General features: G+C 53.3%; 18 protein-coding genes and 1 pseudogene. 11 read left to right on the top strand and 8 right to left on the bottom strand.

The annotated features are described in order from the left end of the window. Positions 1-79: 79 nt before the first annotated feature. Positions 80-1,786 (top strand): methyl-accepting chemotaxis protein, encoded by a 1,707-nt coding sequence (locus V6U78_RS02895; protein ID WP_405337000.1) that lies wholly within the window; start codon positions 80-82, stop codon positions 1,784-1,786. Here V6U78_RS02895 and V6U78_RS02890 read toward each other — a convergent pair. Further along, complete coding sequence (locus tag V6U78_RS02890; protein WP_405336998.1) at positions 1,783-2,919, bottom strand: 4-phosphoerythronate dehydrogenase; 1,137 nt, start codon at positions 2,917-2,919, stop codon at positions 1,783-1,785. The two genes, V6U78_RS02895 and V6U78_RS02890, sit on opposite strands and share 4 nt — an antisense overlap. Before the next feature lie 194 nt (positions 2,920-3,113). Here V6U78_RS02890 and V6U78_RS02885 point away from each other — a divergent pair, with 194 nt between their 5' ends. After that, positions 3,114-3,404, top strand: coding sequence for a hypothetical protein (locus V6U78_RS02885; RefSeq protein ID WP_405336996.1), 291 nt, complete (start codon positions 3,114-3,116; stop codon positions 3,402-3,404). 46 nt (positions 3,405-3,450) lie between these two features. Here the strand turns inward: V6U78_RS02885 and V6U78_RS02880 are convergent, their stop codons facing one another. Further along, positions 3,451-3,693: a glutaredoxin family protein gene (locus V6U78_RS02880; RefSeq protein WP_405336994.1), complete on the bottom strand. Its 243-nt coding sequence runs from the start codon at positions 3,691-3,693 to the stop codon at positions 3,451-3,453. A gap of 55 nt (positions 3,694-3,748) precedes the next feature. Then, complete coding sequence (gene rlmKL, locus V6U78_RS02875; protein ID WP_405336992.1) at positions 3,749-5,983, bottom strand: bifunctional 23S rRNA (guanine(2069)-N(7))-methyltransferase RlmK/23S rRNA (guanine(2445)-N(2))-methyltransferase RlmL; 2,235 nt, start codon at positions 5,981-5,983, stop codon at positions 3,749-3,751. A 260-nt stretch (positions 5,984-6,243) separates the two neighbouring features. Here rlmKL and rmf point away from each other — a divergent pair, with 260 nt between their 5' ends. The 4 genes from rmf (at position 6,244) to V6U78_RS02855 (ending at position 10,022) form a co-directional block, all read left to right on the top strand. After that, complete coding sequence (gene rmf / locus V6U78_RS02870) at positions 6,244-6,462, top strand: ribosome modulation factor (RefSeq protein ID WP_405336990.1); 219 nt, start codon at positions 6,244-6,246, stop codon at positions 6,460-6,462. Between the two features lie 154 nt (positions 6,463-6,616). Next, entirely contained in the window at positions 6,617-7,543 is a 927-nt protein-coding gene (locus V6U78_RS02865; RefSeq protein ID WP_405336988.1) for a recombination-associated protein RdgC, read from the top strand. A gap of 119 nt (positions 7,544-7,662) precedes the next feature. Next, positions 7,663-8,820: a 1-acyl-sn-glycerol-3-phosphate acyltransferase gene (locus tag V6U78_RS02860; protein WP_405336986.1), complete on the top strand. Its 1,158-nt coding sequence runs from the start codon at positions 7,663-7,665 to the stop codon at positions 8,818-8,820. A gap of 68 nt (positions 8,821-8,888) precedes the next feature. Beyond that, on the top strand, positions 8,889-10,022 hold the full coding sequence (locus tag V6U78_RS02855) for a cation diffusion facilitator family transporter (protein ID WP_405336984.1): 1,134 nt from the start codon (positions 8,889-8,891) through the stop codon (positions 10,020-10,022). Between the two features lie 255 nt (positions 10,023-10,277). Here the strand turns inward: V6U78_RS02855 and V6U78_RS02850 are convergent, their stop codons facing one another. From V6U78_RS02850 to V6U78_RS02840, 3 genes are all read right to left on the bottom strand, one after another. Next, positions 10,278-10,481 carry a cold-shock protein gene (locus tag V6U78_RS02850; protein ID WP_405336982.1) on the bottom strand — a complete coding sequence of 68 codons (204 nt, stop codon included), beginning with the start codon at positions 10,479-10,481 and terminating at the stop codon, positions 10,278-10,280. A 265-nt stretch (positions 10,482-10,746) separates the two neighbouring features. Continuing rightward, a complete protein-coding gene (locus V6U78_RS02845; RefSeq protein WP_405336980.1) occupies positions 10,747-11,346 on the bottom strand; it encodes a YitT family protein in 600 nt (199 codons plus the stop codon). A 191-nt stretch (positions 11,347-11,537) separates the two neighbouring features. Continuing rightward, positions 11,538-12,014, bottom strand: coding sequence for a YaiI/YqxD family protein (locus V6U78_RS02840; protein ID WP_405336978.1), 477 nt, complete (start codon positions 12,012-12,014; stop codon positions 11,538-11,540). A 30-nt stretch (positions 12,015-12,044) separates the two neighbouring features. On the opposite strand from V6U78_RS02840, the gene V6U78_RS02835 reads away from it, so the two are divergent. Continuing rightward, positions 12,045-12,566, top strand: a complete 522-nt coding sequence (locus V6U78_RS02835; RefSeq protein ID WP_405336976.1) for a DNA-deoxyinosine glycosylase — start codon at positions 12,045-12,047, stop codon at positions 12,564-12,566. On the opposite strand, the gene V6U78_RS02830 is transcribed toward V6U78_RS02835, so the two are convergent. Next, positions 12,563-15,310: a hypothetical protein gene (locus V6U78_RS02830; protein WP_405336974.1), complete on the bottom strand. Its 2,748-nt coding sequence runs from the start codon at positions 15,308-15,310 to the stop codon at positions 12,563-12,565. The two genes, V6U78_RS02835 and V6U78_RS02830, sit on opposite strands and share 4 nt — an antisense overlap. A gap of 477 nt (positions 15,311-15,787) precedes the next feature. Here V6U78_RS02830 and V6U78_RS02825 point away from each other — a divergent pair, with 477 nt between their 5' ends. From V6U78_RS02825 to V6U78_RS02810, 4 genes and pseudogenes are all read left to right on the top strand, one after another. Continuing rightward, complete coding sequence (locus tag V6U78_RS02825) at positions 15,788-17,875, top strand: NHL repeat-containing protein (protein WP_405336972.1); 2,088 nt, start codon at positions 15,788-15,790, stop codon at positions 17,873-17,875. Continuing rightward, positions 17,872-18,114, top strand: coding sequence for a hypothetical protein (locus tag V6U78_RS02820; protein ID WP_405336970.1), 243 nt, complete (start codon positions 17,872-17,874; stop codon positions 18,112-18,114). Before V6U78_RS02825 ends, V6U78_RS02820 begins: the two co-directional genes overlap by 4 nt. An 80-nt stretch (positions 18,115-18,194) precedes the next feature. Further along, positions 18,195-19,829, top strand: coding sequence for a methyl-accepting chemotaxis protein (locus tag V6U78_RS02815; protein ID WP_405336968.1), 1,635 nt, complete (start codon positions 18,195-18,197; stop codon positions 19,827-19,829). 294 nt (positions 19,830-20,123) lie between these two features. Continuing rightward, positions 20,124-21,236, top strand: a pseudogene (locus tag V6U78_RS02810) (methyl-accepting chemotaxis protein); the annotation flags it as partial. A gap of 87 nt (positions 21,237-21,323) precedes the next feature. On the opposite strand, the gene V6U78_RS02805 reads toward V6U78_RS02810, so the two are convergent. Next, entirely contained in the window at positions 21,324-21,866 is a 543-nt protein-coding gene (locus V6U78_RS02805) for a YaeQ family protein (RefSeq protein WP_405336966.1), read from the bottom strand. Between the last annotated feature and the right edge of the window lie 32 nt (positions 21,867-21,898).

Below are 21,898 nucleotides of genomic sequence, written 5' to 3'. Positions count from 1 at the left end.
GTTAAGATGCTCTGACGTCATCCATCTAGATAGGTCACGCTGACCCATCCCGTGTTCACTCAAACACCCAGGGATTATTATGCTTAAAATAAAAACAATTGGCGGCCGCCTGCTGGTCATCCCTTTGCTCGCGCTGCTCGGTTTTGCCATTATGGCAGGCGTTGCTCTCTCAACACTCAATCAGATCCTGCATGAAGATCGCCAAGCACGCATTGTGGCGATCGTGGATCTGGCGGAAGGTTTACTGCGTCACTATCAGCAGCAGGCCCGCAGTGGGCAGATGAGCCGTGAAGAAGCCCAGCTCGCCGCCCAACAGGCCATCCAAGGCTTACGCTATCAAGAAGTGGAATACATCTGGATCAACGATCTGACTCGGCCGATCCCACGCATGATCATGCACCCCACTGTACCGCGCTTAAATGGCCAGATTCTCGATAACCCCAACTACCACTATGCGACTCGCATTCGTAGCCTCGATGGCCGCGTAGATCGACGCCTTGATAATGAAAATATCTTTGTTGCCTTCACCCAAACGGTGACCCAACTCAATGGACGCGGCTTTGTTGAGTATCGCTGGCCCAAGCCACTCGCCGGTGGTGGCGTTACCGAAGATCGCTATCTCAAACTATCCTATGTTGTCCATGATCCAGAATGGGATTGGGTGATCGGCACAGGAATCTATGTTGATGATATCAGCAGTATTTTTGCCAGCTTGGCTTGGCGCATTGGCATACTGGCACTGGTTTTAGTGCTGATTACCGTTGGCTTTTCTATCCTGACGCGTAACTGGGTCCTCAAGCAGCTGGGTGGTGAAGTCGCCGCCACACGCGAGCTGGTTGAAAAGGTGGCCGAGGGGGATTTCACCTGCATCCAGGGCCTGTCTCGTGCCCACCCCAAAAGCATTATGGGGGCCGTGATGAAAATGACCGAACAGCTCTCTGGTATGCTGAAGGAGATGCGCCAGATTTCGACACAGGTCACTGAAGCCTCAGATCAGCTGATGCAGGTTGCAGAACAGGGCTACACCACACAAGATCAGCAAACACGTGAGACAGATCAGGTCGCTACAGCAATCAATGAAATGAGCCAGACGATTCTCGAAGTCTCTACCAGTGCACGCACCGCCTCTTCGGCGGCTAACTCGGCCGATCAAGCTGTCTCCAGCGGTTATGATAGTGTGCATCAGGCCTCTCAGGCGATTCACCAGTTGGTGATGCAGGTCAAGGAATCGACACAGGTCATTCACCGTTTAAGCGACGATACACAGCAGATCGGGACCGTATTGGATGTTATCCGCGCAGTGGCCGAGCAAACGAACTTGCTGGCTTTGAATGCGGCCATTGAAGCGGCACGGGCCGGCGAAGCTGGCCGTGGCTTTGCTGTGGTGGCCGATGAGGTGCGCGCACTAGCCAGTCGCACCCAAGAAAGCACTGAGGAAATCAGCCGCATTACTCAGCTCTTACAAGAGGGCGCGCAGCTGGCAGTCAAAACCATGGATCACAGCCTTAGCGAAACCGATGCGACAGTTCAAGCCGCACAGGATGCAGAAGTCGCCTTGCGCAGCATTGCTGAAGCGGCGGAGCATATTCGCGATATGAACCATCAGATTGCCGCTGCTGCCGAGCAGCAGTCTCAGGTAGCAGGAGAAATCAATGGCAGCATTGTCAATCTTGTTCATCTATGCGAAGAAAGCTCTGCCGCTACCAGCCAGACTCGCAGCGCCAGCCAAAGCCTTGCGAGCTTGGCCGAGCAGCTGGATCATCGTATTGCGCGCTTTAAGGTTTAGCCCAAGCGAAAGCCCAGTGCGCTGAGCCAAGCGCGCTGGGCTGGATTGTCACTGACGACTGCTAAGCTCGAAAACTCACGCCGCTCAGGGTAGTGCTTACGCAACTGATGGTAGATCGCTGCTGTCGGCTGTGGCTGTCTCAAGGCCTGCTGCAAGCGCCAGTGATCCAGCGCAGGTTGATACACCAGACTCGCCGCTTGCAAGGCCGCCTGCTGTGGCGTGAGGTGTGGACTGAGCACCAGCTGACGCCAAGGCACCTGTGGCAGAAAATCAGCCAACTGATGCTGTGGCGGCTGCCCCTGCCACTGACACCAAGCCTGATAGAGCTGCTCTGTTCCGCGCCCCTTGCCCTCCAGGCTATAACCAGCAATATGTGGCGTAGCCAGCTTCAGCTGCGCGATCAGCTCGCGATCCAGATTCGGCTCACCTTCAAAGACATCCAACACCACTTCAGCTGGCGCAGGTTGTGCAAGATAAGCTGCTAATGCCGTTGGATCCATCACCGCCCCGCGCCCAGCATTGATCAATATCCGAGCGCGCATTTTTTCTAACTGCGTGGCGCCGATCAAATGCCAGCTTGGATGCAGGCCATCACGCACCAGCGGCGTATGTAAGCACAAGAGATCGGCTTCTTCGAGCAGTGTCTCCAAGCTGGCCCACTCGCCTTCTGGCTCAGCAGCGGCACGTGGTGGATCATTGAGCAGTAAATGACAGCCCAACTGGGCCAAACGCCGCGCTAAACGCCCCCCAACCTGACCAACACCGATAATACCGATGCGCTGCTGATCAAGCTGCCAGCCCTGCTCTTCAGCCAGCAACAACAAGCAGGCGAGCACATAATCCACCACTGAATCGGCATTACAGCCTGGTGCATGGGCAAAGCGAATACCGCGCGCGGCCAAGGCTTGTTGATCGATATGATCGACACCGATCGTGGCACTGCCTACAAACTGCACTTGGCTCTGCGCCAAGAGCGCTGCATCCACTCGCGTGACCGAGCGCACCAACAAGGCATCGGCTTGCTTTAGGGTGGCCGCTTGGATGGCAGCTCCCGGCAGACGGATCAGCTCACTCACGCTGGAGGCAAAAAATGCCTCAGCAAAGGGGATATTTTCATCAATCACTAAGCGCATGGTGTTCTCCTGCAGCCTCTTGCAAGGCAGACTGATCAAGGGCGATCTGCTACTGATGGAGCCAGATCAAGAAAATATTTCTCGCTCCTGCTAAAAAGAGTTTACAATCCAAAAGGTTAAGTTGAATACTTTTCAGTTGATCGGTCAATCAGGACGCACCTTGACCGCTCAATTGGCATCAGGGGAGTGGTCAGGTGTTAATACGCTGGGAAAAAGAACAAGACTATTATCTGGTCTATGTGCATCAGGATATGCTCGGTGATCTGCTGGTCACGCGTGTCTGGGGGCAAACCGGCACCCAGTATGGTGGCATCAAACACACGCTGGTACACTCTGAGGCCGAGGCCGCCATCCTCGTAGATGATGTACGCCATATTCAAGAAAGCCGTGGCTATCATAAAGTGCTTGAAACCCAAAGCCTGAACCAGATTCCAGCCGATCTTCAAGCCACCATGCAGGATGAACTGGCTTTTCAAAACGGGTAGGCAACAACGCATACCCGCCGCTCTCATGACCAAGCGCAAGAGTGAATCAGAGGCTTTCTAATAGCCACTGCCGCAGCTGCTCAGCATCAAAAGGCCAGCCCAGTTCCGCACCCTGCGCTGTCGCCAGCACTGGAATGCGAACCCCATAGCGCTCAACCCACTGCGGATCTTCGATAATATCCACCAGCTCCACCTGCACGCCCTGCGCCACCCAAGGCAGCAATAGGGCTTGTGCTTGCTCGCATAAATGACAGCCTAGGGTGGTATAAAGCCTGACTTCTAAGTGCATCTTGCATTGAACTCCTTCACGCCACTCCAATGAATGGAGTGGCGCCAACACTGGGTTAAACGATGGGATGGCGTATTTCAAAACACTGGTGAATCTTCGGACGGCGCTCAAAATCAGGATCAAGCGTAGCACGACTGATATCCTTGACTTCATAGGCCTCTAAAAGAGCAGGACTGATCTTAAAACCGCGTAAATTATTAGAGAAGATCAGCACCCCGTCGCTGGTCAGTAAAGACATCGCATGGTGAACCAGATCCTCCTGATCACGCTGCACATCCAGCGTGCCCTGCATACGCTTGGAGTTAGAGAAGGTAGGCGGGTCCATAAAGATCACATCATAGCTGAGACGTTGCTCTTGGGCCTGCTGCGCCAGCCAGGCACGACAATCTGCCTGCACCAGAAAGTGCTTTTTGCTCTCCAAATGATTCAACGCGAGATTGCGCTCTAACCAGTTCAAATAGGTGCGCGATAAATCCACACTGGTGGTCTGTATCGCGCCACCGAGCGCGGCCTGCACTGTCGCCACGCCGGTATAGCAAAACAAATTCAAAAAGCGCAGCCCTTGCGTTTCTTGATACAAGCGCCGCCGTACAGGGCGGTGATCCAAGAACAGGCCGGTATCCAGATAGTCGCTCAGGTTCACCTCCAGCAGCGCAGCGCCCTCGCGCACAGTAAAGAAGGCACCTGCCTGCCCTTGCTTCTGATATTGACGCTTACCGCTTTGGCGCTGCCGCTGCTTAAGATGCAGAGCATTGGCCGGCACTTGCAACACCTCAGGCAGGACCGTTAAGGCTTCCATCAAACGCTGGCGCGCCTTGTTCTCCGGCACCGAAGCGGGTGGCGCATACTCCTGCACATGCACCTGCGGCTGATGGGTCTTGGCATCAGTATAAAGATCGATCGCCAGCGCATATTCTGGCAAATCAGCATCATAGAGACGATAGCAACTGATCTGCTCACGCTTCAGCCAACGTGCATATTTTTTCAGATTTTTACGCAAGCGATTGGCCAGCATCTGCGCACCTTCGCTCCATACAGGTGCCGCCACTGCTGAGCCAACCTCAGCCTCGACCTTCTCCGCTGGCTGCCGCTGTGCCGCCATCTGAGCGGTGGACCCAGCGGCATGTGCTGACGACAACTCAAAGAGATACAGGCGACAATCCAAGGCCGCATTCTTCAGTGGATAGTTTTTATAGGGGCGAGCAGGTATCCGATAGGCCAGATCCTTCTCATTGGTGAATAAAGCCAGACGCCAACCTGCATACTGCTGCTGCACTCGCTGTCCAAAAGCAGCATACACACTGGCTAATCCGGCCAACTCATCTAAACGCTCACCATAGGGTGGGTTGGTGATCACCAGCCCCCGCGCTGCGCTGGTTGCAGGTAAATCTTGCGCACGACCCGACTCCACCTCAATCAAGCCCGCCAAACCTGCTCGCTTCAGATTCGCGAGGGATGTCGCAACTGCAGCTGGGTCCTGATCATAGCCACGCAGATCAAAACGTCGCCATGCTGCTTCAGCACGACGAGCCTCTGCCTCTTCGATCAAGTCCTGCCAAAAACCGGCATGATGACCCAGCCAGCTGGTGACACCAATCCAAGGCCGCAATAAGCCGGGGGCGATGTCCCACGCCATCAAACCCGCTTCAGCCAGCAGAGTGCCAGAGCCACAAAAAGGATCAATCAAAGCTGCACCTTCACGCGCCAGCTCTGGCCAACCAGCACGCATCAGCAACCCCGCAGCCAGATTCTCACGCAAGGGCGCAGCACCGGCTTGTAGGCGATAACCACGCTGATGCAGGCTCATGCCACCTAGATCCAGGCTGATCATCGCCCGTTCATTTTTATCGAGGCGCAGATGCACACGCAGATCAGGGCGCTCCTTGATCACATTCGGGCGCTGACCCGATAGATCACGAAAATAATCCACTATCGCATCTTTGACGCGCAAGGCCGTATCATGCGTATGACGCAAGGCTGGCGTGGTGCCATGCACATCCACCGCAAAGCTGCCTTGTGCCAACAGGTGGTCTTGCCAATCAATACCAGCAAGCCAAATCGCCAGATCTTCAGCACTGGTGACCTTGGCCTGATCCAATTCGAGCAGCAAACGACTGGCCAAACGCGACCAGATGAGAAGGCGATACGCGGCTTCAAGCGTCGCCTTGCCGGTGACCCGCCCAACGCGCGGATTGGCTTCAACAAACCCGAGAGATTTGGCTTCATCGGCAAGCAGTGCTTCCAAGCCCTGCGAGCAGCTCAAATGAAAAGTGTAAAGATGATCTTGCATAGTGTGCCGCCTTTTATGTCATGCCACCTGAGAAGACGGCAAAAAATCCTGATGAAGTGCCTGACTGAAAAGCCTGAGAAGTCCTCACCTTGGCGCAGACCGCCAAAGGTTCCATTAGCTTGTCCAATCATTCCACCTTGGGTGATAAATAAAATAAGCTGTCATTTGGCTGTCATATCCCGTATCAATAGAGATGAGGCACTCAAGAGACCTGCCGTAGAAGGATGCTATCTTACAATAAACAAGAGAGGCCGTACTCTATGAAGCGTCAAAAACGAGATCGTACTCAGAGTGTTTTTACCCGTGGTTACCAAGCCGGCATGGCAGGTCAATCTAAAGATAAATGTCCACTGACTCAGGAAGACCTCCGTCACAACTGGCTGAATGGCTGGCGTGAAGGCAGAGAAGATCGCTGGTCAGGTATGCGCGGCGTCTCCGCGATTCATAAAAACCCGGCAGTCCAATCCGGTCTCCTATAACTACGACCACCTCACTTCCTCATCTCGACTATCCCCGCTTTTTGCGGGGATCTTGCTTTTAGCGCAACAACGCAACACCATCCTTGGCTGGAGTCTGGCGTCTCCCTTCGGGATCAGAGATAATAGCGGACTCAATGAGCAGAAGGGTTTTTTCATGTGGTTTAAAGCGTTACGCATCTATCAACTGACTCGCCCCCAAACCTGGCAGAGTCAGAGCTTTGAAGAAGGGCTGGCCAAGCAAGCCTTTCAGCCCTGTTCTGCACAGCAAGAGCAAAGTCTGGGTTGGGTCTCACCAACAGGTCAGACCACCTTGATCCACCAGCAAGGCGATCAATGGCTGATTGCGCTCAAAATCGAAGAAAAAATCCTGCCTCGATCCGTCATCAATGAGCAGGTTCAGCTGTTAGCCGAGCAAAGGGCCGCCAGCGAACAGCGCAAAATAGGCCGTAAAGAAAAGCAGCAGCTGGCAGAAGAAGTCAAAATCACGCTGCTTCCTCAAGCTTTTACTCGCTCGCGCCAGCTCCATCTCTGGATAGATCTACACCAACAGCGACTGATCTTTAATCATGCCTCAGAAAAACTCTGCGAACTGGCGCTGAATCTACTGCGCGAAAGCCTCGGCAGTCTCCCCGTTATCCCGCTGAATACCCAACTCACCAGTACCCAGGTGATGACAGGATGGCTCAGCGATCAGCCACCCCAGGATTTCACCTTGCTGGATCAATGTGAACTGCGCGATCCAGAAGACAGCCAAGCCGTTGTGCGCTGTAAAGGTCAAGACCTGCACAGTGAAGAGATTCGCCAGCTGGTTGCCAGTGGCCAACAGGTCACCCAACTGCGCCTCAACTGGCAGGATCAGCTCAACTTCACTCTGACGGATCAATTGGGTTTAAAAGCCCTCCAGTATGCAGATCAGCTCCTTGAAGAAGCCGCCGATGTGAACCCAGACCAAGACCCGCTGATTGCACTGGATGCCGAATTTATCCTGATGACCAACTGCCTCAGCGGCTTAATTGATCGCTTGATCCAGCTGCATGAAGGCTTGCATAGCGCTTTGCACGCTGAGCCAGCACAAGCATAATCAGAGGCTTTCTAGAAGAGGCATCGAGCCAAACAACAAGCCACCCAAATAACCAGCACCAGAACAACGCACCACTTCAATAATAATCCGCCAGACTTGTAAATTGAGACACTGCCTTTATGACCACCCCTGACGATGAATTTGCCAATATCCGCCCTTATCATGACGATGAGGTGCAACTTGTGCTCAACCGGCTGGCAGAAGATCCTGAACTGGCTCAGGCCATACTGCGCTTTAAATTCCCTCAGCTGGCCTCCACGCCCCTGATTGCCCCCTTGCTGAGCTGGTTGGTGCGCAGAAATCTGCGCCGCCTACTGGGGCGTGCGCGCAGTGTCCGAGATGTGCAGCTGTATGTCGAAGCCTATATGGCGCGTATGCTTGCCAAATCCACCGATGGTATGAGTGTGGACGGCATCGAAAAACTCGATCCAGATCAAACCTATCTGTTTGTCAGTAATCATCGTGACATCGCGATGGACCCAGCACTGGTGAACTATGCCCTGCATACACGCGGCATGAACACCGTGCGCATTGCCATAGGCGATAATCTGCTCAAGAAGCCCTATGTCAGCGATCTGATGCGACTCAACAAGAGCTTTATAGTCCAGCGCTCTGCCAAGGGCGTGCGTCAAGTGATGGCGGCCTTTCAGCAGCTCTCGCGCTATATCGACTTCAGCCTGCACCAGGAGCAGCACTCCATCTGGATCGCTCAGCGTGAAGGACGAGCGAAAAACGGCATCGATCGCACCGATCCGGCGATCATCAAAATGTTCTGCATGGCCAAAAAGAAAGAACGCCCTTTTAGCGAAATCATTCAGCAGCTGAACATCGTGCCTGTTGCCATCAGCTATGAATATGATCCTCTCGGCATAGAAAAAGCGCGTGAACTGGTGATGAAGCAGCAGGATGGCAGCTATGCCAAGAGCGAGTTTGAGGATATCCATAGCATTGCTCAAGGCATCGCAGGCTATAAAGGCCGCGTGCATGTTGCCTTTGGCGAACCCTTGCAAAGTGATTTGGCTGATGCCGATGCCGTTGCGCAAGCCATAGATGCGCAGATCTCACGCCTCTATCGCCTGTTCCCAAGCCACTATCTGGCACTGGAAGCACTGGGCGAGCTGCAGGACATCGCGCTGCCCGATTTTGATTTGCGTTATCGTGCTGCCTTTAATCAACAACTGGCGGCCTGCCCAGAAGCTTATCAGCATCAGTGGCTCGCCATGTATGCCAATCCAGTCAAGAATTACTTTAATCGCTTGGATGGCCCAACACACTAGAGTCCGCCATGACACCCGATTCACACAGATCGATAAACAAGTCAGCAGAAAAAAAAGCTGCCCAGCGGGTGACTTGGATTGGCTTATGGATCAATGCTGCCAATGCACTGATAAAAATACTGGTGGGATTCTGGGCGCAATCTCAGGCTTTAATTGCCGATGGGCTCCACTCCTTATCGGATCTGCTCAGTGATGCACTGGTATTGGTGGCAACACATTTTGGCCGCCAAGCGCCAGATCAAGATCACCCCTACGGACATGATCGCTATGAAACGCTGGCGACCTTACTGCTGGGTGCCTTGCTGATTGGCGTGGCCGGCGCTTTGGCTTGGGAAAGCCTCAGTCGCTTATGGAGCGAGACCAGCCTGACCTCTCCCCATTGGATAGCGCTGCTGGTGGCACTGGCATCCATCGCCAGTAAAGAATGGATTTTCCGCTTTACGCTGCGCATTGCGACTCAGCTCAACTCACGACTTCTGACGGCCAATGCCTGGCATCATCGCAGCGATGCACTCTCTTCTGTCGTGGTTTTGGTGGCGGTACTGGGCAGCCTGGCTGGTTTTTCTTGGTTAGATCAACTCGCTGCCCTGATACTCGGCCTGATGATCGCCCGCATGGGTGTTCAGCTGATCTGGAGCAGCCTACAGGAGCTGGTGGATACCGCTCTGCCAGAAGAAACCACCCGCGCCATCAAAGAAGCCGCGCTGTCTATTTCTGGTGTCCGTGATGTGCATCACCTCAGAACACGTCGCATGGGCAATCGCACGCTGCTGGATATTCACTTGCAAGTGCCGCCGCATATCAGTGTTTCTGAAGGCCATGAAATCGGTGTCTGGGTGGCACGCCATCTACGCGATACCTTTGCGGATATCGATGACATCACCTATCACATCGATCCTGAAGACGATGCCCAAGTCCCGACGCCGCGTCCTGAAGCTCTGCTGCCTTTACGCCCTGAAGTCATGCAGCTGCTGCAAAACCGCTGGCAAGGTCTGGCGGATTATCAGCCACCGCAAAAGATCACACTCCACTATCTGGATCATCAAATCGAGATTGATCTTTATTACACACAAGATCAACTCGCCCACCAGCAGGATCAACTGATCGATGCACAGAGGCTCCAGCAGGCGTTGATCCATGCCATTGAGGATCTACCTTGGATTCGTCGCGTCAAACTCTGGGTGCAGCCTCGATCAGATTAAGCAAGCCCCTGCCAACCCAACAGCCAGTGTGCTTCTGGCCGGCAAGCTCGGCCTCGATACCTGACTCAATCGACACCTGACTCCATTGATCGATGCGGATAGGCAGAGGGACTGAATAAAAAAGTAAGCATAAGAATTGAAGGGACACACAAGGCTGACAACAAAATCACAGACGCAAAAAACCCGCTCGTAAGCGGGTTTTTGTGTCTTCTTCAAGAAGACTGTCTAAGACAGCTTCTCTAGGAGGACGGCGACTTAGATCACTTGGATCTTAGCAGCTTGCTTGCCTTTAGGACCAGTGGTCACTTCAAAAGACACTTTCTGGTTTTCAGCCAGGCTTTTGAAGCCTGAAGATTGAATTTCAGAGAAGTGAGCAAACAAATCTTCACCACCGTCGTCTGGAGTGATGAAACCGAAACCTTTAGTATCGTTGAACCATTTAACTGTGCCGTTAGCCATAGTATTTACACCTTTCAATATTTTTAATAATCAGAACTTTCAGAAATGATTTCCCAAGCTCATTCAATGTGGAAATCAAGATAGGGATCATGAAGTACTGATGTTACCGAAAGGTTATATGCCAACTTCGATCACACTAGGGTTACAACACTGAAACCACCTTGCACCAACGAAGCTAAGGTTGCGCTTCTTCTGCACCTAAGTCAAACAAAATAAAATTTATTTTTTGCTACACCTTGATCCGCAATCCCTTCACAACGGCGGATCAACCCGCCGCTGCTGGCTTAGGCACGGCCCAAGCCGGTGGACGATGATAGCGCTTCACCACTGAACTCAGTGCAATAAAGGCCAATACCGACCAGATCACCTGGGCAGGTTCGAGCAACAAGAGCGCCAGAAGCAGCACGCCCAGATCACCAATCAGCAAGGTGGTGCTGGCATGCCAGTTAAAGCGTCGCTCCAGATAGACAGCCAGAATATTCATTCCACCCAAGGAAGCCTGATGACGAAACAGCAAGATCAAACCAAAACCGACCAGCAGCCCGCCCAGCACTGAGGCCAAAATAGGATGAATTTCAAGATGAACATAGCGGGCCATCAGCTCAGAAAGCACGGATAGCAGCGAGATACTCAAAAAGGTGCGTAGGGTAAAAGCACGCCCCAGCGTTCGCCAAGCCAGAATATAAAAAGGCAGGTTCAACAAAAAGAACAGCTGTCCAAAGGACAGGTTGGTCACCTGAATCAGCACCAGACCGAGGCCCGCTGTACCGCTGATCAATAGTTGGGAAACTTGCAATAAATGGACGCCCAGAGCGACCAGAAGACAGCCTTCGATAATCGAAAGCCAACGATGAGTGGTTTGCATAGCATCTATCCTGACGATGTTGACTTATGGAGAACAACAAGGAGTTTTTTCTACGCCCTCTTGTGAAGAGCGTTGAATCTTCTGCAATGCAACAAGTATACCAGTTTATTTTGTTGGCTCCAGCCACCTGAATGGCTTTATTTTCGCCCAATTTCGGTGCAAATCACGCTTTTAAGCCATATTTTGGTGCGTTATTGGCTAGCAGCATTCACAGGATGCTGGCGTCGATAACGCGTCAAAATGCGATCGAGCTGATTGGAGAACGCACGCCGATCAGCCTGACTCAAGGCCGCAGGGCCGCCGGTATGCACACCACTAGAGCGCATGGTGTCCATAAAATCACGCATATTCAGGCGTGCCTTGATCGAATCGGCAGTGTACAGCTCACCACGCGTATTCAGCGCCAAAGCCCCCTGGGTGATCACCTCATCTGCCAGCGGAATATCACTGGTAATCACCAGATCGCCAGCAGCAACACGACGAACGATCTCGTTATCAGCCACATCAAAACCCGCAGCCACCTGCACGGCGCTGATCCACTCTGAACTGGGCACAGGCACGCGCTGATTGGCCACAAAAATCAGCGGCAGCTTGACCCGCTCAGCCGCTTTACACAGAATTTCTCGCATCACTGTCGGACAGGCGTCCGCATCGACCCAAATTTTCATTACCTTCTCCATTGATTTTAAGGATGACTGATGCAACCCATTCATAGCCTTGCGCCCATCGAGCCAGCTTCAGCCCGCGTGTTGATTCTGGGTTCCATGCCAGGGCAGGCCTCACTCAGTGCTCAAGCCTATTATGCCCATCCACGCAATGCTTTCTGGCCGATTATGGCCAGCCTGCTCGGTTTCTGCGCCGATCTTACCTATGACCAGCGTGTGCAGCAGCTCCAGCGAGCAGGGATCGGCGTCTGGGATGTGATGGCCGCCTGCATCAGACCCTCCAGCCTTGATAGCGCTATTTTGCCACAGAGTATCCAGACGCAGGATTTTTCGGCCTGGTTTGCGCGCCATCCCACCACTGAGGCGGTTTTTTGCAATGGCGGCACGGCGTGGACAACCTATCAGCGCAAGGTGCTTCCTCAGCTCAGTACACCCTGGTGTGATCGCCCTGCTATTCAGCTGCCTTCAACCAGTCCTGCCCACGCGCGCTTAAGCCTGAGCGATAAAACCAGCGTCTGGATCGAGGCCATCCGTCCTTGGCTGACCCAGTCTTAGAATTCAGCGCCGATGCGGAGCCAGAACTCGCTACCACCCAGCTGTTCTTCTGTGCCATAGGCATAACCGATGGAAATCGGTAGATCCATGGAATAGAGAAGATGCGTCTCCAAGGTCAGTTCGAGACCCACGCCGGGATAGCCTTCACCGCCCTTCAGGTGCGCATAATCAGTAAATAAGGTGGCATATAAGCCTTGAGCAGCTAGAGGATGGACGCCCCAGCTGCGATCGATGCGTGCCAAAGGCAAGCGATAATCCAGCGTGACAGCGGCAAACTCGTGCACGCGCAGGCTGTCACTGCCGTAGCCACGCAGAGGATAGCGATCGCGCCCAACAAAACTGGCAGCCATCTCGTTTTTCTCGCCACCTAATTCAAAGGCCTTGGCCTCCGCTTCTGCGTAGGCAGCATACAGACGCGCACCCGCCACGTGAGAGCGGCCTAAATGCCAAGAGTAGCGTCCATCCAAATGCACACGCCCACCTTCGTAATCCCCCCAGGCATGGTGTTCAGCAATACCCAGCACCGACCAACCCGAGGCTGGGCCACCTAGATTGTCAAGGCCAAAGCGTTGACGCTGCCAAGTCAGCGCCACACCCAAATCACTGCGCTCTGTCTGCGATAAGATGACCTGCTCTGAGCGACGCCAAGCGGCTCTTTCACGCTCAAAATAGGCGCCAGCATGCAGGCGCAGTCGGTCGTGATCCGCCGTCCAGAGTGCTAAACGCGCCAAGCCAACACTCAGCTCATCGCGCAGCGCCATCAAATCACCATCAACACGCGACTCGGCGAATTCTCTTTCCAGATGCAGGCGATAGCGCGTATCCCATTCGTAGGTCAGATCACCCAAGACATCTTCGGCCAGATCATCATAAGCCAAACGCAAGGTGTATTGATGGCGCAAGCTGGCATCCTGACCCGAGATTTCTACACCATATTGAGTGCGATCACTGTTGCTCTCGACCACCGGCATCCACGCATGAGGGCGCAGCGTTGCCCAAGGGCGATAAGGCCGCGCAGGCGTCAGTGACACTGGCTCAGCCGCCGCCATCGCTTGACGCCAACTGGCTTCTAAGGGACGCGCAGGTTCGTTCAACCACTGGCTCGCCGCAAGATAATGCAGATCATAGCCTCTGGCTGAATAACGCTGAAAGGCAAGGCCTTGCGCTGTATAAACTGGCGTGAAAGCACCAGTATTCATCTGCGTCAACCGCACTAACTCTTGCGTTGCCAGTGTCAGCTGATAGAGGTTATAGCTGCCTTCTTCTTCTGCACTGAAGAGCAGGCGCTCGCCTTCTGGGTCATAAACAGGATCACTATAGACCGCCGCCCCCGTCAGTAATGGACTCCACTGACCCGTGCCTAGATCGAGCTGATAGAGGTTCCAGCTCTCACGACCCAGACGCAGGCTGGCCACCAGCTGATCACCCGCCGGATGCACTGCATAGCCGCCGAGCACCTGATCCTCTTCACCCAACCACAGCGTTCGTTGATAACGACCCTGAGCATCCAGCAGATCCAGCTGCGCGCGTCCTGCGGACCAACGCTTGGCGATCAGAAAACGACCATCTGCACTCCAGCGCACATCTCGATAACGCGCATCCTGTGTCAGGCGCTGCCAAGCCTCGCCCTCGCGTTTGAGCCATAGATCACCATAGCGACGACCATCCACACGCGTCATCATCGCGGCCATCACCAGATCACCCGCTGCATTCACATCGATCGGGCCAGCAAAATCCACTGGACCCAGATGGGTCACCTCTCCCTCGATGGAGTAGCTTTCGAGCTGCCAAGCCGTATGGCCATCGTAGCGCAGACGATAGATCTGATCGCCACGAACCACTGGCCGCGCATCAAAAAGCCCTGTTTGTGTCAGCGGCTGTCCTTGAGGCGCTGCATAATTGAACGGAGCAAAGCGATGCGCCAACCAGGCCTGATACTGCGGCCAGAGCTGATCAAAATTCTGCTCCCAGGCCTGCGCAGAAGCACGGCGCACAAAACCCGGCAGGTGGCGACGATAGCTTTGCAACCAGGCTTCAAGAGCTTGCTCGCCTTCTTGCTCTTCAAGGAAAAGATAGAACCAGGCACCGTAGAGATAGGCGCGATCTAATGGCCACTGACGTGAGGGTGCACTCACCTGACTCAAGCTCGCCAGACCCGCCTCGACCTGAGCGCGCATGCGCATCTGGTAAAGAGTGCTCCACTGACGACCTGAGCGCGCCTCGGACCAGGATTCTGATTGAATCGCCAAGCCCTCTAATAACCACAAGGGCTGAAACATATGAGGAAAAGTCAGTGGCTGACGACCTAACACCCTTTGCACCGCACCAGGAAAGCCAGCCGCCTGATCCATCTGCACGACATGGGTCAGCTCGTGCCAGATCAAAGCGCGTAGCCAGTCATCACTGTGATCCAAAAAACTCAGGTCATCGGGGGGTGATAAATTAATCAATGCCATCCCAAAAGGCAGCACCTTCGCCCAACCATCGACACCATCTGTATCATCCACCACCAAAAGATGAATCGCCGCTCGAGGCTGCCAGGCCAGCTCTTGAGTCAAAAAGGCATAGGCTTCTTCGGCATGCGCAGCAACAGGCGCAAAGTGATCCACCAAAGTGACTGGACCATGCAGCACAAAATGAGTGGACTCCTGCGTGACCCAAGGCTGATCGCGCCAAGTGGCGGCCTGCACAACGCAAGGACTACAAAAAAACAGCAACAAAAGAACACCATAGTATTTTTTCATACTCACCTCATCAGGGCAGAGCGGCATTGACTCTGCCGCCCTGGCCTCAATCAAAACACCAAGACAATCAACAACAACACAAGAAATAACGGCCCCAGAAAAAGCACAGGAAACCAAGCCGCGCAGATCATGAACAGATCTCAGAAAGGCGCGCGAAGTTAGAGCAAAAAAGCCTGGCTGTCGAGCACTAAAAAAACACAAGACGCGGATAAACAATAAAGTGCCAATTCAATCACATTTTCTGATCTCAAAGGCGAGGCGTGTGATCTGAGGTGGAAAAATATTAGACAAAATTGAAACACAAGCAATACAAAGGCTCAGCAGGCGGATCGGCCAAGATCAATTGGCGCATCGATTTTTTTACGACCTAAGTCGCACTTTTTTCCTTGCGCTCTTGGCTTTCATCACATAGTTTTGAAGGAGCTGAAAAAAGTATACTCCTGATCAATCTTTAGGCCCCTTGTCCAAGCTAGATCCTTGACACAAGGAAGACTGACGCCACAAGAGCATGAAGCGATGTTGAGCTATACCCAGACACTTGGACGTTATTTTACAGCCCTGCCTGCCTTACCTAGCTCAGATCTTGAGCGCTGGTCAATGAACACCCCTGTTGGCAGCTGCCAAGATCAAGAACAGCGCCTCTGGGTGACCGATACAGCCCATAATCGACTGCTGATTTTCAATCATGATTTCACCCAGCTCCTGGCCCAATATGGTGGCTATGGCCAAGAACTGGGGCAATTCAACATGCCGTTTCGTCTTTTAGCCCATCCAGAGCGGGCTTGGATCTATGTTACGGATATGGCGAACAAGCGCATTCAGATTCTGGATTATCAGCAAGGTGTGGATCAGATTCAGGCCATCGCTGATTTCGGACCCGATTTTACCGAACCTCTTGCTGGCCCGAATGGCATCGTTTTTCATCAGGGACTGCTTTGCATCGCTGATGAGTTCTATGAAGGCCCAGACGGTGCGAGTCGCTTGGTGATCTGCGATGAAGAAGGCCGCTACCAACGCTCGATTCATCAAGTGCACTGCCCCAACTCGACTGAACCTCTCGACCTTCTTTGGCCTCAGGGACTTAGCCTGGACGCAAAAGGGCGGATTTATATCGCTAACACGGGGATGAACAATCTCCTACGCTGCGACTGGTCTGGACAGGGTGAGGTTTTCCCTGATACAGGACGCGCTGTCATTGATGGTCTGGCCCTATCGCGTGATGTGGCTTGCTACCAGCAATGGCTGCTCTTGCCCGGCGCTGAAAGCAATGCGATTGCTGTCTACCATCAGGATGGGCAGCGCTTGGGAGCCTTGGGTGGTTTTTTCGCACCGATGCAGATCACGCCCAGCGCACAAGCACAACAACTGCTGATCAACGAGCCACTACTCGGACAGGTCGGGCTGTATCAAGTCGATCTACGCCAGCTCCATGCCCATCGCCCACTCTTTCCTCGGGTGGTTCGCACGGCTGGTGATGCACGCAATCAGCAGGGACAGCTGCATTTTGTGACGGCCCTGGCCGGATTGATCGAACCCAGCAGTCAGCCAGTGTCCTCCCCTTCTCCAGCACCTTCGGCTTCTTCTCTTTTGCCGCCGCGCACTGGCCTGCTATCCAGCTCGGCGAATCTAATGCCTCTGCCTTCCTGGCTGCACCTGCTTTGGTCCTGGCAGGTCGAATGGCTAGAGCGCTGGCAGCGTACCTGGTGGCAGCTGCTCACCACGCAGCCAGAGCAAGAGCCGTCCCTTTGGCTGCTCGACTCAGGCAATACCTTGGTCAGACACACAGACCCAGACCTCACTGGAGCAAGCCTGCCACTGCTTCCTGGCACACTGGGCATGGCCAGTTTTATCCCTAAAAAGCGCCTCTGGGGACACCTGCAACCAGACACCCCCCTTCTTGTGACCTCCAACTATTTGAATGGCTTGATTACGCTCTATCAACTTCATCCTCAGCTCAAAACCTGGGTACCCTATCGCTTCTTCGGAGGTTTTGGGACCGCGCCCTGGCAATTCGAGCGTCCACAAGGTATCGCGATAGATCCAATCAACCAAGACATTCTAATCGCTGATTCCGGTCAGCATCGCATCGCTCGCTGGCGCATCACGACCACTGGCATCTGCGGTCTTGTCAGCACCTTCGGCCAGCTGGGCGACCAAGAAGGTGAGTTCAATACCCCCAGTGATCTCTGCTTCGATCCTCAAGGACGCTGCTATGTGGTTGATCAGTTCAATCACCGTATTCAAATCTTTAATCAACAAGATGTCTATCAAGGGCAGTTTGGTCAGCCAGGCTACTCAACGGATCAGGCTGAGTTTTTGCTCCCCACTAGCATCGCGTATACCGAAGATCATCTGATCGTTTCTGATCTGGTCAATCGTGCCCTGAAGGTCTTGACGCTGGAAGGCGAGCCTGTCTGCCACTACCAGGGCTTTGGTGCAGGAGAAGATTCAGGCCAGCTCTGGATGCCCTATCTCATTCATGCTCAGGGAACAACGGTCTATGTCCCTGACTGTGCGCTTAATCTTGTCCGTGTTTATCAATTCAACCAGGAGGGTTCAGCATGAAGGTCTTGCAACGTGCCTGTCAGTTACACCTCAAGCAGGAGCAAGCCAGGCAGGCAGCCTGCACAGCCAGTGTGCCTGCATCCGAAGCAGCTAACCAGCTCCATGCACTGATCCAGCAAATAGAACACGCAACTTCTGACGCAGACCTCAAGGCGCTGAATCACACCTGTCAGCAATGGCAGAGGACTCAGGTCACAAAACAAGAGCAAAAACAACCCGCTAAGCACTTATTGCTTTAGAATAACCAATGATTCGCTGTGTACTGAAAAATCACGCGCCACCTTTTTCAGATCAGCTCCACTTTCAACGAGGTTAGAGCATGAACACTTCGCTTTCTCAAGTCTCACTTTCTGCGCGGGCATGGATGATCCTTGCGCTTTTTGCTCTAGGGATAGTGGCGAACTCGGTTCTGGATGCCTGGAAGACACGCACCCACCTACGTGCTAGCTATGAAACAGGCATGACTTTTATTGTTGAAAGTGCCACCCATCTGGTCGGTCATTATTATCAACTCAGTCAGCAGGGTGTCTTAACAGAAGAAGAAGCGCAGCGTCAGGCATTGGCGGCCGTATCGGCACTGCGCTTTGATCAGGGCAACTATATTTTTGTTGGTGATCGTCGTGGTATCTCGATTGCTAACGCCGTCACGGCATTAATCGGTCAGGATATTACCCAGCTGCGTGATCCAACAGGCCATTATTTCGTGCGCAGCTTATATGAAGTGGCACGCAATGGCGGTGGCTTTGTGGATTACCAATGGCCCAATGCCAGCAACCCCGATGTACTTGACCCCAAAACCAGCTATGCCGCCTATTTTGCACCTTGGGGGTGGACGCTTGGCTCTGGTTTGAATCTGGACGCACTCCAAGCCGATATTCGCGCTTCAGAATGGCAGTCTTTCACCACGGCCATCACCATTTTTGGCATCTTGGCTGTCATTTTGATTTTTTTTATCCGCAGTATCTCGCAACCGCTCAACAAAACGGTCCGCGCGATGAAGAGCTTGTCACGCGGCGAAGGGGATCTCACTCAAAGGATGAAAGAACAAGGCAGTAAAGAGCTGGTCGAACTGGCACGCTACTTTAATACCTTTATTGGCAGCATTCAGGAGATCATGCGCAGCGTGCAAGAAGCCGCACATCAACTGGCCGCTGCCGCCAAGCAGCAAAGCAGCTCAGTTGATTCTGTGAATCAGAATATTGATTATCAAAAGGCCTCCACCGATGAACTGGCCAGCGCCATGACCCAACTGCTCGCCAGCGTTGAAGAAGTCGCCAGCAGAACGCTTGAAGCCAGCCAATCCACCTCACAAGCGGGTGAGGCCTCACGCACAAATCAGACGACCATTCAACGCAATATAGAAGAAACCGAACAATTGGCGCAGGGCATGACCCAGGCAGGTGAAGTCATCCAGCAACTGGCCGAAGACAGCCGTAATATTGATAAGGTACTGGAAGTCATTCGCGGCATTGCCGAGCAGACCAACCTGCTGGCGCTGAATGCGGCCATCGAGGCAGCGCGCGCAGGCGATGCAGGACGCGGCTTTGCTGTGGTCGCCGATGAAGTCCGCACCCTGTCACAGCGCACCCAAGAATCCACGACTCAGATTCAGAGCATTATCGAGCAGCTGCAAAAGGTCGCCGGTGAGGCGGTCAACCTGATGCAAAGCGGTGTGCAGCAGGCTCAGGCTGCAGCCAATACCTCAGCCAGTGCAGGCCAAGCCTTAAGTACCATTTTGCATGAGATTCAATCGGTGCAGGCAATGAACGAGCAGATTGCCTCAGCCACTGAAGAACAGAGCCTCGCTGTGGATAGCATCAATCAGCAGGTGGTGCGCCTGACCGACCTGACCAGCAATATCTCTGATGAATCCGGTCAGATGGAAGAAGCGGGGCAGCACTTAAATCACATTGCCGGCAAGCTCCTAGAGAGAGTTGATCGCTTCCGCGTTTAATTCTTCTTATCGCGCCGAGCGAGCTAGAGACCAAGGCCACGTCCTTGGTCTTTTTCATAGCGAGCCCACATCACTTTCCCCAATACTCCAGCCAACATCAAATCACTACATTTTATAGGTGCTCAAGTGAAGACTCTGTTAAATTAGAGATCTTGATGATCTCATTGAAAGGAGTGGAGTATGCTGTTTCATCGCCACAAAAAAAACAAGCTTCAACTAGAGCAAGAACAGCAAGCCTGCCGAGCGGCCCAATCCGTTGTCCAAGCCCTAGGCCAGTACAATGCCTTGATCGAATTCAGTTCTGAGGGTGTTATTCTGACAGCCAATCGTCTTTTTCTTGATACGATGGGCTACAGCCTGGAGCAGCTTCGAGGACAAGCCCACTCCCTGCTTTGCCCTGCCCATATCACTCAATCCACTCACTACTCGGCCTTTTGGAAACAGCTCAGCAAAGGACAGGCCCAGCAAGGTCAATTTGAACGCATCAATGCGAAGGGCCAATCTGTCTGGCTGGAAGCCTCTTATTTTCCTGTTATGGATGCACAGCAGCGCGTGATCAAGGTGATCAAAATTGCAACAGATATCACCCAGCAGCACCAACAACAGCAAGCACAAGAAGCCATTTTAACTGCGTTAGATCAGTCTCAGGCGATGATCGAATTTACGCCCCAAGGACAAATCCTGCGAGCCAACCAAAACTTCCTAAAGACAGTCGGCTATCGCGCTGAGCAGATCCAAGGCCAGCATCATCGTTTATTTTGCCCTGAATCTTTTTATCAAGAGCACCCTCATTTTTGGGATGAACTGGCTGCAGGAGAGTTTAAATCTGGACTCTTTGAGCGGCGCAATGCACAAGGGCAGAGCGTTTGGATTGAGGCGACCTATAATCCGATCAAGGATCAGCAAGGGCGAGTGACACGCGTCATTAAGTTTGCCAGCAACATCACCGAACGCATTTTACGTAACCAGGCCATTCAGGAAACAGCCGAGCTGGCCAACGGCACTTCAGAGCAAACAGCCAAGATGGCACAGCAAGGCCTGCAAGCCCTTGAAATTTCTCAGCAGACCTCATCGCATATTAGTCAGCAGGTCGATCAAACCACCCAGCTGATCGAGCAACTCAACCAGCAGGCTCAGGATATAGAAAATATCGTTGGCACCATTCAGGCGATTGCCGAACAAACCAACTTGCTGGCACTGAATGCAGCCATTGAAGCCGCGCGGGCGGGTGAACAAGGACGTGGTTTTGCGGTTGTCGCTGATGAAGTGCGTCAGCTAGCTTCACGCACCAGCAGCTCAACCAGTGAAATCGCCCAGGTCGTCAATCACAACCGCGCCATGCTGGATAAGGTCACCAAGACAGTGCTACAAGCGCAAAATCTGGCGCAAGAAGGCCAGCTGCACCTCAACCAGGTTGTCGGCGTGATGAACGAAATCCGTGTGGGAGCAGAACATGTTTCCGCCACAGCTGCACGATTAATTGATTATCACTAATCAACTCAGCCGATGTTGCACCAAGCTCAGCTCGACACTCTGCGTACCATCAGTGAACCACACCTGACCTTCATTGATGGTGCATTGCAAGCGCATTGAGCGTTGGTAAAGCTCAGTCAGGGCTTTGAGCTGGTCTTCGGGCAATTCAAAAATCTCCAGCTGCTCAAAGCGCTTTAACTCTTTAGCATGATTGGCCAGCCAAATGGGGACGGCTCGGCCACCATAGGCATACAGCCGGACCCGCTGCGCGCGCTGGCAGGCCTTGCGTAGCCACTTTTCATCTGGTTGACCAAAGGCCACCCAGAGCAGGATCTCACCATGCAGGTTTTTCTCGCTCAGCTCCGGCTCACCTTCATCACTCAGATTGCTAGAGAATTCAAGGTGTTCAGATGCATTTAATGCAAAGGCCAGCAAACGCACCATCAGGCGCTGCGCAGTTTCTGACGGATGCTGGGCCAGGGTCAGGCTATGATCCTGATAATAGTGGCGCTCCAAATCTGCCAGCTGAAGCTGCACCTTCACCACACTTGAACGTAACGCCATGCCTTCTTTCCTTCTCTTGTCTTGTCTTGATC

This window comes from Marinospirillum alkalitolerans (assembly GCF_045055655.1).
Taxonomy (GTDB): Bacteria; Pseudomonadota; Gammaproteobacteria; order Pseudomonadales; family Halomonadaceae; genus Marinospirillum; species Marinospirillum alkalitolerans.
This window is presented reverse-complemented; position numbering and strand designations above follow the sequence as displayed.

Bases quoted from the DNA above. Each gene is read 5' to 3' on its own strand.
- V6U78_RS02895 (WP_405337000.1), top strand. From the start codon at position 80: ATGCTTAAAATAAAAACAATTGGCGGCCGCCTGCTGGTCATCCCTTTG.
- V6U78_RS02890 (WP_405336998.1), bottom strand. From the start codon at position 2,919: ATGCGCTTAGTGATTGATGAAAATATCCCCTTTGCTGAGGCATTTTTT.
- V6U78_RS02880 (WP_405336994.1), bottom strand. From the start codon at position 3,693: ATGCACTTAGAAGTCAGGCTTTATACCACCCTAGGCTGTCATTTATGC.
- rlmKL (WP_405336992.1), bottom strand. From the start codon at position 5,983: ATGCAAGATCATCTTTACACTTTTCATTTGAGCTGCTCGCAGGGCTTG.
- rmf (WP_405336990.1), top strand. From the start codon at position 6,244: ATGAAGCGTCAAAAACGAGATCGTACTCAGAGTGTTTTTACCCGTGGT.
- V6U78_RS02865 (WP_405336988.1), top strand. From the start codon at position 6,617: ATGTGGTTTAAAGCGTTACGCATCTATCAACTGACTCGCCCCCAAACC.
- V6U78_RS02860 (WP_405336986.1), top strand. From the start codon at position 7,663: ATGACCACCCCTGACGATGAATTTGCCAATATCCGCCCTTATCATGAC.
- V6U78_RS02850 (WP_405336982.1), bottom strand. From the start codon at position 10,481: ATGGCTAACGGCACAGTTAAATGGTTCAACGATACTAAAGGTTTCGGT.
- V6U78_RS02845 (WP_405336980.1), bottom strand. From the start codon at position 11,346: ATGCAAACCACTCATCGTTGGCTTTCGATTATCGAAGGCTGTCTTCTG.
- V6U78_RS02840 (WP_405336978.1), bottom strand. From the start codon at position 12,014: ATGAAAATTTGGGTCGATGCGGACGCCTGTCCGACAGTGATGCGAGAA.
- V6U78_RS02835 (WP_405336976.1), top strand. From the start codon at position 12,045: ATGCAACCCATTCATAGCCTTGCGCCCATCGAGCCAGCTTCAGCCCGC.
- V6U78_RS02830 (WP_405336974.1), bottom strand. From the start codon at position 15,310: ATGAAAAAATACTATGGTGTTCTTTTGTTGCTGTTTTTTTGTAGTCCT.
- V6U78_RS02820 (WP_405336970.1), top strand. From the start codon at position 17,872: ATGAAGGTCTTGCAACGTGCCTGTCAGTTACACCTCAAGCAGGAGCAA.
- V6U78_RS02815 (WP_405336968.1), top strand. From the start codon at position 18,195: ATGAACACTTCGCTTTCTCAAGTCTCACTTTCTGCGCGGGCATGGATG.
- V6U78_RS02805 (WP_405336966.1), bottom strand. From the start codon at position 21,866: ATGGCGTTACGTTCAAGTGTGGTGAAGGTGCAGCTTCAGCTGGCAGAT.